The sequence below is a fragment of the Methanoculleus sp. UBA303 genome (assembly GCA_002501655.1).
Taxonomy (GTDB): domain Archaea; phylum Halobacteriota; class Methanomicrobia; order Methanomicrobiales; family Methanoculleaceae; genus Methanoculleus.
In genome coordinates this window covers 41,706-53,639 of sequence record DANY01000053.1, presented here as the reverse complement: position 1 = coordinate 53,639, position 11,934 = coordinate 41,706, and the positions used below count along the sequence as shown (strand labels likewise).

The 11,934-nt window shown below is 62.5% G+C and carries 19 protein-coding genes; 1 reads left to right on the top strand and 18 read right to left on the bottom strand.

What is annotated here, in order from left to right:
- Positions 1-200 precede the first annotated feature (200 nt).
- Positions 201-467, top strand: a complete 267-nt coding sequence (locus tag BP846_RS12860) for a DUF1922 domain-containing protein (RefSeq protein WP_292396170.1) — start codon at positions 201-203, stop codon at positions 465-467.
- A gap of 149 nt (positions 468-616) precedes the next feature.
- Here the strand turns inward: BP846_RS12860 and BP846_RS12855 are convergent, their stop codons facing one another.
- The 18 genes from BP846_RS12855 to BP846_RS12770 are packed head-to-tail and all read right to left on the bottom strand — an operon-like array spanning position 617 to position 11,453.
- Entirely contained in the window at positions 617-1,387 is a 771-nt protein-coding gene (locus BP846_RS12855) for a formylmethanofuran dehydrogenase subunit C (protein ID WP_292396167.1), read from the bottom strand.
- Positions 1,384-3,084, bottom strand: coding sequence for a formylmethanofuran dehydrogenase subunit A (locus BP846_RS12850; protein ID WP_292396165.1), 1,701 nt, complete (start codon positions 3,082-3,084; stop codon positions 1,384-1,386). The genes BP846_RS12855 and BP846_RS12850 overlap by 4 nt, the downstream gene beginning before the upstream one ends.
- Complete coding sequence (locus BP846_RS12845) at positions 3,085-4,368, bottom strand: formylmethanofuran dehydrogenase subunit B (RefSeq protein WP_292396164.1); 1,284 nt, start codon at positions 4,366-4,368, stop codon at positions 3,085-3,087.
- Positions 4,358-4,747, bottom strand: coding sequence for a molybdopterin dinucleotide binding domain-containing protein (locus tag BP846_RS12840; protein ID WP_292396161.1), 390 nt, complete (start codon positions 4,745-4,747; stop codon positions 4,358-4,360). The genes BP846_RS12845 and BP846_RS12840 overlap by 11 nt, the downstream gene beginning before the upstream one ends.
- Entirely contained in the window at positions 4,744-5,352 is a 609-nt protein-coding gene (locus tag BP846_RS12835) for a 4Fe-4S binding protein (protein WP_292396157.1), read from the bottom strand. The genes BP846_RS12840 and BP846_RS12835 overlap by 4 nt, the downstream gene beginning before the upstream one ends.
- A gap of 4 nt (positions 5,353-5,356) precedes the next feature.
- Complete coding sequence (locus BP846_RS12830) at positions 5,357-6,445, bottom strand: nickel-dependent hydrogenase large subunit (RefSeq protein ID WP_292396154.1); 1,089 nt, start codon at positions 6,443-6,445, stop codon at positions 5,357-5,359.
- Positions 6,442-6,897, bottom strand: a complete 456-nt coding sequence (locus tag BP846_RS12825; RefSeq protein WP_292396151.1) for an NADH-quinone oxidoreductase subunit B family protein — start codon at positions 6,895-6,897, stop codon at positions 6,442-6,444. The genes BP846_RS12830 and BP846_RS12825 overlap by 4 nt, the downstream gene beginning before the upstream one ends.
- Positions 6,894-7,283 (bottom strand): DUF1959 family protein, encoded by a 390-nt coding sequence (locus BP846_RS12820; protein WP_292396148.1) that lies wholly within the window; start codon positions 7,281-7,283, stop codon positions 6,894-6,896. Before BP846_RS12820 ends, BP846_RS12825 begins: the two co-directional genes overlap by 4 nt.
- Positions 7,280-7,522 carry a hypothetical protein gene (locus tag BP846_RS12815; RefSeq protein WP_292396146.1) on the bottom strand — a complete coding sequence of 81 codons (243 nt, stop codon included), beginning with the start codon at positions 7,520-7,522 and terminating at the stop codon, positions 7,280-7,282. Before BP846_RS12815 ends, BP846_RS12820 begins: the two co-directional genes overlap by 4 nt.
- A complete protein-coding gene (locus BP846_RS12810; RefSeq protein ID WP_292396143.1) occupies positions 7,519-8,364 on the bottom strand; it encodes a respiratory chain complex I subunit 1 family protein in 846 nt (281 codons plus the stop codon). The genes BP846_RS12815 and BP846_RS12810 overlap by 4 nt, the downstream gene beginning before the upstream one ends.
- A 1-nt stretch (position 8,365) precedes the next feature.
- Positions 8,366-8,575, bottom strand: a complete 210-nt coding sequence (locus BP846_RS12805) for a hypothetical protein (RefSeq protein ID WP_292396140.1) — start codon at positions 8,573-8,575, stop codon at positions 8,366-8,368.
- On the bottom strand, positions 8,575-9,228 hold the full coding sequence (locus BP846_RS12800; RefSeq protein ID WP_292396137.1) for a hypothetical protein: 654 nt from the start codon (positions 9,226-9,228) through the stop codon (positions 8,575-8,577). Before BP846_RS12800 ends, BP846_RS12805 begins: the two co-directional genes overlap by 1 nt.
- On the bottom strand, positions 9,221-9,820 hold the full coding sequence (locus tag BP846_RS12795; protein WP_292396135.1) for an EhaG family protein: 600 nt from the start codon (positions 9,818-9,820) through the stop codon (positions 9,221-9,223). Before BP846_RS12795 ends, BP846_RS12800 begins: the two co-directional genes overlap by 8 nt.
- Positions 9,817-10,275, bottom strand: coding sequence for a DUF2106 family protein (locus BP846_RS12790; RefSeq protein WP_292396132.1), 459 nt, complete (start codon positions 10,273-10,275; stop codon positions 9,817-9,819). The genes BP846_RS12795 and BP846_RS12790 overlap by 4 nt, the downstream gene beginning before the upstream one ends.
- The gene (locus tag BP846_RS12785; RefSeq protein ID WP_292396129.1) at positions 10,269-10,508 is read right to left on the bottom strand and encodes an EhaE family protein; all 240 of its coding nucleotides are present in this window, start codon (positions 10,506-10,508) and stop codon (positions 10,269-10,271) included. The genes BP846_RS12790 and BP846_RS12785 overlap by 7 nt, the downstream gene beginning before the upstream one ends.
- Entirely contained in the window at positions 10,505-10,735 is a 231-nt protein-coding gene (locus BP846_RS12780) for a DUF2108 domain-containing protein (protein WP_292396126.1), read from the bottom strand. Before BP846_RS12780 ends, BP846_RS12785 begins: the two co-directional genes overlap by 4 nt.
- On the bottom strand, positions 10,732-10,971 hold the full coding sequence (locus BP846_RS12775) for a DUF2109 family protein (RefSeq protein ID WP_292396123.1): 240 nt from the start codon (positions 10,969-10,971) through the stop codon (positions 10,732-10,734). The genes BP846_RS12780 and BP846_RS12775 overlap by 4 nt, the downstream gene beginning before the upstream one ends.
- Positions 10,968-11,453, bottom strand: coding sequence for a hypothetical protein (locus BP846_RS12770; RefSeq protein WP_292396120.1), 486 nt, complete (start codon positions 11,451-11,453; stop codon positions 10,968-10,970). The genes BP846_RS12775 and BP846_RS12770 overlap by 4 nt, the downstream gene beginning before the upstream one ends.
- Between the last annotated feature and the right edge of the window lie 481 nt (positions 11,454-11,934).

Below are 11,934 nucleotides of genomic sequence, written 5' to 3'. Positions count from 1 at the left end.
CCCCCGCCCCTTGGGGCGGGGGCAGTGCGTGACGATAGCCACCACGGTCCTGTGTCCAGGGGTTGCCCGTGTGTGTAGCCTCTCGCCATCCCGCATGATCGTTCTATCGGGTAGTCCCCGTGAGGAGCACACCCCGGCCCCGCAAGAAGAAGGCAGCATGGATAACTATAAATTCGCCCGCCCGCACATTCCCTTTAATTATGTATCTCGTCATCCGCTGCCCCGGCTGCAAGACCTTCACCTACGTGGACCACTACCAGCGCTGGAGACTCTGCCCGATGTGCGGCGAGGCGATGAATGTCGGGCGCGCACCGGTCTACCTGGATGTCGATGACTTCCAGGATGCAGAACAGGTGGTGGAGCAACTGGAGTCATACCTGCACCAGACCGGAAAGGAAGACCTGACGGAGCGTGACGTCCAGCAGTTACGGGCCCGGTATGCCGAGTGGGTGAAGAACCGGGCCTGATCACCAGAGGCGCCCGCAGCCCGGACAGAGCATGCTCACCCTCCTTCCGCAGTGCGGGCAGTAAAGGCCCGCACGTTCGTTGCTGGATAGCGGTCTCCCGCATCGCTTACAGTGAATCGGGGCCTCGAACCCACATGCGTGTCTGACCATCAATCCAGATATTTGTAGCCCTTCACAAAAAGATTTCCTTTTCCCCGGTTCGCAATATCGCCGGTGAAATGGATAAGCGTGCGCCCTTCGTGCTGAACCGTCCCGTTCTTCGCAAACGTGGGGAGCATCCCCTGCGCGGTCCCGTAGACGTAGCAGGAACCGGTCTTCATGTTCGCTGCCGGACGGCGGCAGTCCCCGTGGACGATGAGCGTGCCCCCGTGCATCTCCGCACCGGCCATATCCCCGGCATCGCCGTGCACAGTCACGGTGCCGCCGGCGATGCTCTCCGCCAGGAAGTCGCCGGCGCGGCCGAAGACCTCGACGCTGCCGCCCTTCATGCCCTTCCTGCCGCCGCGGTATCCCGACGCACAGTAGTCAGCGACGTCGCCCCGGCAGAGGATGGTCCCTCCCGTCATCTCCCGGCCCAGCCAGCCGTCGGCGTTACCGTGGATCTCGATGGTCCCGCCGCTCATGAAGTTACCGCAGTGCATACCGATATCGCCAAGGACGGTAATTTTGCCGCCGTCCATATACTCCCCGACTCTCTTCAACCGGAACGTATCATCCCCCGAGAGGACGACCTCGACATCCTCCGGCCGGTCGGCATCGCCCTCAACCGAGACCGAGAAGACTTCGTCGAGCCGGAGTTCGCGGTTCCCCCGCCAGACAGCCAGATCGGTGCCGGCAAGGAAGTTCTTCGGGACGATCGACTCCGCCTCGATGGGAATGAACGACCTCGGGCCTGGTTTCATAGCAAGCGTGACCTTCATATCGCCGCCTCCGTCTCGATGCACCGGTTCCGGTTCAGGTACTCCTCCTGCACCGGGTAGTTCCTCATCCGGACCGTATAGTAGCGGTCGAACTTCTCGATGAAGTCGGGGTCTTTCCCCATATCGTAGGCGTCGGAGACCTTCGGCCTGACCCAGAACGTGGCGTTGCTCCCGTCGACCAGACACTCGCCCCTCCGGGCGACGACCCGGCCCCGCTTGATCGTGTACTCGGTCCGGCCGAACGCCTCGATAACCTTCCGGTAGTCGGTCGACGGATCGACCTCGTCGATACGGAGCGGGTAGATGGCGATGTCCGCCTCGGCGCCCGGCCCGAGATGGCCTTTCCCGAGATCCTGGATACCGAGCGCCTTCGCCTGGCCGGCCCGGGTCATCACCGCAATCTCGTACCAGTCGAGTTCCCGCTCGATCGCCGGGAGGGGCACCCTTGCCGCGGTATCGGGGTGGACCGTGGCGAACTCGGCGTCACGGTACCGCTTGCTCATCAGGAGGGCGATGATCTCCGGGTAGCGGACGAACGGCGCACCGTTCGGGTTATCCGTCGTGAGCAGGCACTGCCAGGGGCTCTTCGTGAGGAGAGCGAGCTCAAGGCCGATCGCCCACATGATCGAGTTGACCAGATTCTTGCGCCGGTAGATGACCGGTATGATCCCGGAACCGGTCTCGAGTTCCACGTCGTGGTTGCTCCACTTGTCGTGGTGGAGGCGGTAGAGGTTGAACTCCATCGGCCCGTCGGCGGTCATCGTGGTCGTCTTGCCAAACATCACCTGTCCCATATCCATGACGATCTGCGGGCGCATGTTGACGAACCTCGCAATCGGCTCGCTCTTCGAGCAGAAATCCCTCCACCCCGACCCCCCGTAGGCATGGAACTGGACGTGGGTGGCATACAGGGTCTGCCGCTTCCGGTTCAGGTCCGGTATGAGGCCGAGAGACCCGAGCGTGCAAGTGTAATTCCCCGGTGTGCCCAGGTTGTTGCAGTGGAGGTGGACCGAGTGCGGAAGGTGGAGGAGTTCGTTCGCCTCGACGACCGATCGGATGATCTCGGCGGGCGTCACCTCGAAGTAGGGCACCGGGTCCCTGATGCACGAGACGTTCTTGCCCCACTGCCAGGCCTCGGTGCCGCCGGGATTCGTGAGTTTGACGCCAAACCCCTTCACCGCCCGGAGCGTCCAGGCGATGATGGCCGCAACTCGCTTTATGTCGCCGTCGCGGATCGCCTCCATGACCCCCCAGTTCCCGTCGAAGAGGACGTTTGCCATCGTGTCCTGGAGCGGGGTATAGGTGAACTCCTCGTGGGTGTGGCGGGCTTCGAGCGGCGCCATCGCACCCTCGAGCAGGGTGGTGTAGCCCATAACGCTGTAGCGGTAACTGTTGCCGTAGGTTGTCGGGACGCTGTACCCGGACGTGGCGTGCAGCGGCCCGCGCCGGGGTGTTCTGCCGGCCCGCATATCCTCAGGGCTCATGTACCGCCCGAAGTTCACCTTCGTCCCGCAGATATGGGTGTGCGAATCGATCCCGCCCGGAAGGGTGAGCGCGCCGTGGGCGTCGATCACCTCCGCCGCACCGCTCACCTCCTCGACGATCCTGCCATCACGGATGGCGATATCCATCGTCTCGGCGTTGATGCCCCGGAGAGGATCGATCACGCAGGCGTTCTTGATCAGGAGTTCGTTCATCTATCTCGCCCCCTGCATCAGTGTATACATCCGTAAGAGGACCTCCTCGTCGGACGGATAGTCGGTGGAGAGAACCCTCCGCGTCCGGATAGGCACCCCGTCCATCCGGTAGGCCGTTCCCACAGCATCGATGCCGGTCACCGCCACCGGGATCTGGACGTTGCAGAATGCGGTGGTGGCGTTCGGGTAGGGGTCGATCTGGATCACCGGTATATCGGCAAGGTGTTCCAGGCACCGGCGCGGGAAGTGGGCGGCCGGGTCGCTTCCGACGATCAGCGCCGCGTCGCACTCTTTCCGGGCCAGGATATCCACCGCCGTTGTCTCCCCGGGGTTATAGAAGGCTATCCCCCGCGAGAAGTCGATACCGAAGGGGTAGCCGGTCATCCAGGTGTTCACTTCGTTGGACCCGTAGACGTTGTAGTGGCCCCGCATCGCCGATATGGTGAACTTTGTGTGCCGGCTCAGCTCGGAGACGAGTTCGATGGCGTTTCTGATGTTCTTGTACTTCCCCCGGGTCATCGTGAGCCCGACCCCAAAGTAGACCGCACCGAACTTCGCCCCTTTGCAGAGGTTTGCCACCCGGACGAGCTGCTCCCGGGTGACGCCCGCGACCGTCCGCGGGATCGTCTCCGTCTTTCCCTGGACGATTGCCCGGAGCGCGGAGAGGACCGCGTAGTCTCCGCCGGGCTTGATCTGCACGAACTCATCGGCGATGTTCGCGGTCTGGGTTCTCCGGATGTCCACGACGATCACCTTCCGGTCGCGGAAGGCGTTCTCGAGGAAGAACCCGTCCGCATAGCGCGTGTACCGGGAGAGGTGCCGGGGGTGAGCGTCGATCGGGTTCGAGCCCCAGTAGATCACGAGGTCGGCCCGGTTCTTCACCACACCGAGCGTACACCCCGGGTGCCCGACCTCCTGGATGGCGAGAATCGACGGCCCGTGGCAGACCGAGGATGTGTTGTCGATGACGCCCCGTATGAGTTCGGCCATGTGCACCCCCACGCACTGTGCCTCCCCGTGGGTGCCGCTCCACCCGTAGAGGAGCGGGCGCTCGGCCGAAAGAAGCGTATCGGCGGCATACCGGATCGCCTCATCGTACGTGATCTCCTTCCATCCATCCCCATCGCGCAGGATCGGGCCTTTCAGCCTCTCCTCGCACATGAACTTCGTTGTTCCGAGCTCGCAGGCGTTCGCAACCGCGACCACCCTGTTCCCTTCCACCTCAACCTCGATGTCGTCGCAGAGGCACCCGCAGAAGGGGCAGACCGCATCTTTAACGATCATAGGCAAGGCCTCCCAGGTCTTCCATCAGTCCGTGAACACTCTTGGGTTCTTCGTCCGTCGGTTCGATCTCCACCTCGTGCGACTTGAAGTCCGGCATACCGGTGGAGTGTGTATCGGCAGCGATGATGTGGTTTGCATACGGTCCGTAAGGGACGAAGACGGTGCCCATCTCGACCTCGCCCGACGCAACCGCCCGCATGACGACCGTCCCACAAACTCCGGTCAGCATGACAGTATCCAGGTCGGCAAGCCCGAGTTCCAGCATATCGAACTCGTGCATGAAACAGGTCGAGGTCTCCTCCGCGTAGGCGGCAGAGGTCTTTTTCTCGACGGTCACACCCTGGTTCACCGTCCGCCCGGTGATCATCAGAAACGTCATGCCTCCGCCTCCTCTCCCTGCACCCCTTCCACCATGCGGGCGACCCTGATTGCACGGTTCGGGCAGTGGATCTCGCAGGTCTTGCACCCCGTGCACTTCTCCTCGTGGAGTATCTTTACCCGCCCCCCCTCGATCCGCATGATGACCTCATCACTCGACGACGTCCCGGTCCCCGCGAGTTGCGGGTCTACCTGCTTGTTGATCGGGCAGGAGACACAGCAGTTCCCGCACCGCATGCAGAGCGTATCGTCGACCTGGAGACGGTACCACGAGCGGAGCGCCGTCCCGTCGTGCCGGGTGACGTCGAGGATTCGCCCGCTTGTAAGGACGTCTTCGGGGCACGCCTCGACGCAGAGGCCGCACCTGATACAGTGGCCCCGGTAGATCGCGGGCTCCCACCGGTCCTTGCGGCGGAGCACCTCGATGGCCTCGGGCGCCGGACAGATCATCATGCAGGAGAAGCACCCCGTGCACTCCTTCTCCGTCCGGGACGGGTAGTCCTTGAAGTACGGGGGGGTGACCAGGGGTGCGGTCTTTGCGAAGAAGAACTTTTTCAGCCATTCCGGCCGGAGGAACTCCCGCACGTAGTAGACGATCGATCGCATATCCTCACCTCTCGTTGCACGCGATGCAGGGATCGCTGCTGATGAACGTCGACGTCACGTCCGCTATCGACGTGGCATCCCTGATCATCGAATGGGCGCAGGCCTCGATGTTCATGATCGACGGCGTCCGGATAGCGATATCGAGCACCCTGCCGTATTCATCGGTCTTTATGGAGTAGGTCAGCTCGCCCCGGGGAGCTTCGCCGCTATACGTGGCCTCGCCCGCCCTGCAGAGGCCGCCGCCCCGGATAGGGCCGTCGGGGAGGGTTTCTATGCACTTCCGGATCAGGTCGATGCTCTGGAAGACTTCCTGGAACCGGACCATGACCCGGGCGAAGTTGTCGCCCTCGGTCCGGGTTATCTGCTCAAAGCCGAGCGCCCGGTAGGTCGGGTGGCGGAGACGGAGATCGGAGTCCGGGACGCCGCTCGCCCGGGCCGTGGGGCCGACAGTGTGAGCCTCGATCGCCTCCTCACGGCTCATGACCCCGATCCCGCGGCTCCGGAGAGCGATCAGGGGGCCGGTCTCGAAGATCCGGACGTGCCGCTTCATCTCATCCTCCACTTTTACGAGATCGGCGAGCATCGCCGCGGCGTCCTCCGGCAGGAGGTCGAACCGGACCCCGCCCGGGATCATGTAGGCGGTGTTGATCCTTGACCCGGTGATCCGCTCGAGGTTGTCAAGCACCGTCTCCCGGGTGTTTAAGAGGTACATAGCGAGCGTCTCGTGCTCGATCGTGTAGCAGTAGGAGAAGTTCGCGAGGATGTGGCTTGCCATCCGGTCGAGTTCGTTCACGATGACCCGGAGGTAGGCCGCCCGCGGCGGGACCGCAATATCGCTGATCTTCTCCATCGCCTCGATGAAGACCATGTTGTGGATGACCGAGCAGATGCCGCAGACACGCTCTGCAAGGAACATCACCTCCTGCCAGGGCCGGCCTCGCATGATCCGCTCGATCCCCTTCTTCATGTACCCGAGCTCGACCTCGACCCTGAGCACCCGTTCGCCCGCCGTCTCGCACTTGAGGCGGACGGGCTCTTTCCAGCAGGGATGGACCGGGCCGAGCGGTATGGATACGTCGACGGTCTTCTTCATCGTTGTTTCTCCTCGTAGTCTTTGAATACCAGCGGCGCGACCGAGAGTATGGCGTTGAGGATCTCCGTCGGCCGGGGCGGGCAGCCCGGCACCTGCGCGGCGATGGGGATGTAGTTCTCGGCCGGCGGTTCGGTCAGGGTGCCCCTCCTGTTATAGACGCACCCGGATATCGGGCAGTTCCCGATGGCGACTGCCACCTTCGGCTCCGGGATCTTATCCCAGATATCGCGGAGTTTGTCCACCCACTGCGGTGTTACGGAGCCGATGACCAGGAGGACATCGGCCTCACGAGGGTTGTTGTGGACGTAGATCCCGTACTGCTCGATGTCGTAGCGGGGCGCAAGGCAGGCGAGCACCTCGATGTCGCAGCCGTTGCACGACCCGACGTCGACGTAACTGACATGGATCGATCTCGACCGTACGGCGTTCTTGATCTCCTGGAGGATACTCATGAGAGGACCGCCTCCCGGACCTGTTCTTTGCCTCTCGCGAGCGCTTCGACTCTTGGCGAACCGTTCCCGATCATTGCTGTTGTCTCAGTGTATATCGACTGCATTGTCTCTGTATCCACGAGCGGCACGAACCGGGTGAAGAGTTCGCACCCGAGTTCCGCTGCCACCGGGTCGTCGCGATCCGCATACTGCTGCCCCATCTCCCACCGGGACTCAAGGTTCTCGAGCAAGGACATGTCGAACCGCCGGATCATCGCCATCCGGAGTTTCGCGTCGGTCATCCCGATTCGCCGGGCGATTGCCCGAACTGCCTCGTCGTGCCTCGTGCTCGTCAGGATGGTGTATTTCATCTGCCTGAGGTCTTTCTCGTAAAGATACCCGGTCATAGGATACCTCCCGCTTTCGCGAGGGCATACCCGACAAAGAGGGCGATCATCAGCCAGAGCCCGGCCATCTCGAACCGCTTGAGCCACTTCTCGCCCGTGGTGAAGTGGGCGAGCGAGAGGGCCGCGAGGAGCACGGCGAGGATCACTGCCTCACCCTGGACCGTCTGGTTCTCCATCCACTGCAGCAGCGCTATGACGATGTAGGCCGCCGCCCCAAGCAGCACCATTTCGCGGATCATGGCATCACCCACCACAGGTATCCGGCGTAGAGGAGCATCAGTCCGGTGATGAGCCCCTGGACTGTTACGCTATCGTACGGCGAGAGCATGGGCGTCACTGCGCAGACGAACGAGAGCGAGACAAGGATGACGGTCATGATGATGAGCGCCAGAGAGAACGGCACGGCCCCGATGAAGATCGCGACGAACGCGAAGAGGAGCACGAAGGTCTTCGTCCCGTCGATCACCGCGATCCCGGCCCGCCAGACCCCGAAGTGCTCGGTTTTGTAGCCGCTCACGAGTTCTTTCCCTTCGACGATCGAGAAGGGGCCGTAAGGCATCTTCGAGAGGATGACGAGGTACATGGCTATCGCGGCGGGTGGGGCTATCAGGAGGAGCGGCCCGTGGACCGTCTGGTAGGCGATGATATCATCGAGGAGGAGCGACCCCGTGAAGAAGTAGATCGCTGCGATCGTGACGAAGAGCGGGATCTCCGAGGCCGCTGATATGACCGACCGGACACCGCCGAACTTCCCGTAGGGCGATCCCGACGAGAGCCCGAACCCGTGCTCCACGACCTTATGGAGCATGTAGATTGCAAAGAGGATCAGGATGCTTTCGCCTGCAAGGACGACGAAGAGCGCCGCGCTCCATATGCCGATGCCGATGAGCACGACCCCGACGTAGAGCGTGGCGCTCGCTGTCTTCGGGACCCAGGTGCTCTTGAACGAGAACTTCAGGGCGTGAAGGATCTCCTGCCATACGGGAGGGCCCGGCCTCATCTGTACCCGTGCGATGACTTTGCGGTGAAGCCCGAGCAGGAGGAGGCCGAACGCTGCTGCAAATACCAGGTACTCGATCATGTCAGTATCCTATGAAGGGGATGTCCTCTTCTCCCCCCGGAGCCCGCCACCAGAGCCCCAGGAAGAGCACCAGTACCGGGAAGGCGACCACGATGGCTGTCTCCGCCGCCCAGAGCGGTATGAGGGATGCCGCGAGCAGCCCCCATGCGATGGCGATAACGATAGCCGATGCCGCGAGTCCGCAGGTAATCGTCGTTCTCTTCATGTTCATCAGATGGTTATGACAATCTCCACGACACGGAGGAAGATCAACAGCGACGAGAGGGAGCACATGATGACGTAGGGGGCCCCCGGCGCCCGGAACATCTCAGCCTTTGCCGCGTAGAACGGCGCCATCCCCTCTCCGATGACGCCGAGTGCAAGGAAGGCTTTTCCCACCAGCGGAACGGCAAACCCGCCGGCCGCAAGAGCCGGTATCGAGAGTGTGCCGGTGGTCGCAAGGATCAGCGCGGCGCCCCCGAAGAGCGGCAGGGTGGCGACCATGGCGACGATGCCGTACTCGTATGCGGCGTCGAGGACGTGGCGGCTCTTCACCGCCGCAACGATGCCGATGTTCGCGATCCCGACGAGGGAGGCAAAGAGCGTGAAGTTGAAGAGGTCCCCGCTCCCCATCGCCCCCATCGTCGCGAGGCCGCAGGCGATCGCCATAAACCGCCGGAAACGCATCTCGGAGAGCGTCGTCTCCTTCGCGTAGTAGGCGTCTCCTCCAAACGCAATATCGACCTGTTTTTCAGGTCTGCTGGCGATGACAAGCCCCGTAAAGATCAGCGCGACCAGAAAGAGCGTCGCGGTGTAGGGGGTGTAGTAGTGAAGGATATCCCCGAACTCCAGCACGAAGAGGTTGTCTCCGCCGATGTCAAGCATTCGGACCACCCCGCATGGTGCCGATGAGCGACATCTTGGCCATGACCTTGACGAGGATTGCAGAGCCCGAGAGCATGACCGCGAAGAACCAGTACTGCGGGAGGATCATGAAGATGAAGAACGCCACAATCCAGAGCACCCACGAGTAGCCGCTCGCCGTCTCGAGCAGTGCGAACCGCTCGGCGTGACCGCAGCAGAGGAAGTAGAAGATCACGCCGAGGCCGGCGACGGCCCCGCCGGAGAACCCGGAGAGGACGATGCCGTAGACGACGAGGAGCGCGGCGAGGATGGCGGGGGCGCTCTCCATCACCTCGATCCGCAGGCCGGCATCGGGCGGCCGCGTGTAGCCTTCCTTCACCCGGTAGATCTCGGAGAGTGCGATCAGTTCGGACGCACCGACAACGAGGCCCGGGAGGATGAGGGCCTCGGCAAGGTCGGTGCCGATCAGCGCGATGAACGCGAGGCTCGCAACCTCGATGAGGTCGGTGAGGAGCAGGCGGTGGAGGCCGTCGGTCTCCCGCATCAGGGCATAGAAGGCTATGCCTGTTGCTGCGAACGCCACGAGGAGGCCGAGCGAGTACTCGGGGATCATTCTCCTTCTCTCCTCCGGTAGAGGTAGGAGGCGATCGCAAACGCCGTAAAGAGGATGCTCGTCTCGACGACGGTATCGGCCCCCCGGGTATTGTAGAGGATCTCGTCGATGATCCCGCCGGGATGGGCGACGATCGTCGTGCCGAGATAGAGCGTGTTCTCCGCGAGGTACAGCGAAAGCGGCGTTAAGTAGGTGGTGACGTAGCCCGCGTAGGGCGAGTTCTCCGGGTACTGGCAGATGACCTCCGTTGTCCCGAACGGCACCCCTCCCCGGTTGTAGGGGTAGAGCCCGCTTGCGGGGTCGAGCTGCGACTTCGGGTAGAGCTGGTTCCCCTCGAACACGAGCGGCAGGGAGAGGATGCCGATGAGGGAGACGATGATGCACGCGCCGGCAAAGAGCGCCACGAGGTTCTGGAAGTTTGAGAGGATCCTTGAGATCCGCGTGATGATCAGCACGACGCATCCCTCCATTCCATCAGACGCACGATGACGAACGTACCGATGGCGGTGACCGCGACGAACGTCAGGAGCGCCAGGGCCTCGTCGTAGGCGAGCATGATCAGCAAGAGGCCCCACCCGGGGATCTCAAGGTTGATCAGCCGGGCAATGTAGGTCTTCGGCCGCACGAAGGCAACCGAGAGGACGCCGACCACGAGGATAGCAAGACCGAGCGCGAAGACAGCGTTCACCTCTCCTCCCTCCTGACGGCTAGAAGCACGAATATCGTGGCGATCGGGGCGATCAGGGAGACCGCGATGGCAACGTCCAGGTAGCCCCGGTCCACGATGAACGGCAGGACGCCGGCGACAAGGATCCCGAGCGAGACGAGCTTCCCGTAGGAGTCCCTGATGAGGGCGGCGGAGACGGCGCCCGCGAGCGCTATGAGCCCGAACGTGACCTCGAGGGCGGTGATCATCGCTTCCCCCCTCCAGCGTAGGTGCTCGCGATAGCGTTTGCCTCAAGCGTGGAGCCGACGAAGTAGGTTGCCGCTGCGACGAGGGAGAGCGGGTGGTCGAGCAGCAGAACGAGCGCGCCGGCGACGGCGAAGTTCAGGACGTTCGCGTAGGGGAGTTTCCGGCCGGTGTTCTTCTCAATGATTGCCCGTAGGGCGGCAAAGACCGCGATCGCGGCCACGACGTAGAGTGCGATCACTGCCGGACCCTCCAGAGCCGCGCAAGAAGCCTGCTCGCGTGGGCATGCGAGAGCCCCTGGATGGAGAGGATGGCGATCACCATCCCTGCGACGAAGTCCGTGGCGGCGAACCCGACCAGGGTGAATCCGTAGATGACGAACGTGGCGATGACTGCGCCGGTGGTCCCTGCGTAGCCGGGGTCGTGGCAGATGCGGTTGCCGATAAAGACCATCAGGGCTGCGGCAAGTCCGCCCGGGATGCCGGCGACGTAGACGCCGCAGGCGGCAAGGAGCGTCCCGGCCGAGGCGTCGGGAGAGCAGACGATGTTCCCCATCATGGTGCCGCCGGCAAGAGCGCCGCCGCCGGCCTGGATATCGCGCGCGATGGCCGACGCTCCGCTGACACCCCCCGTTTCCGGCAATTTAAAGAAAATATCGACGGTTACGAAGAGTATCCAGCTGATAATCGCTGCTGCCAGGATATGGAGGATCTCGCCCAGCATTCTAGCTCAACTACTGGAAAATACGGTCAATCAATTCAATAAAGGTTGTGTTGTTGACACTTCGGGCTTTTCTTCGCCGGAATGCGCCCCGGTGCACCCCGGGTATGATCTCTCCAGGTTAATTTTGTATATATTGTAATGGATTTTATATACAATATATTTTCCCATGTATACGTTCGGACCCGTTGCACGCCGGTAATGAATGATTCCAGGCTGATAATCCGTTTACCGTAGCCGGCCAGGGTGCGGATGGAGGCACGATGGCGCGGATACCCTGCCCCGCGTCCCGGCAAGGGGCGTCCGAGCGGCGGACCACAACCAACGATAAGAACTGCGGCGGTGGCGGATATGGAGCATTATGACCTCAAGCTCCTCACGATGGCTTCCCGAGCTCGTTAAACCCCACAAGCGACTCCGAAGACCACTCTGCCACCACAGGGTTATAATTGGATTGTAACCATTGCCCTGTATCCATCGTCTG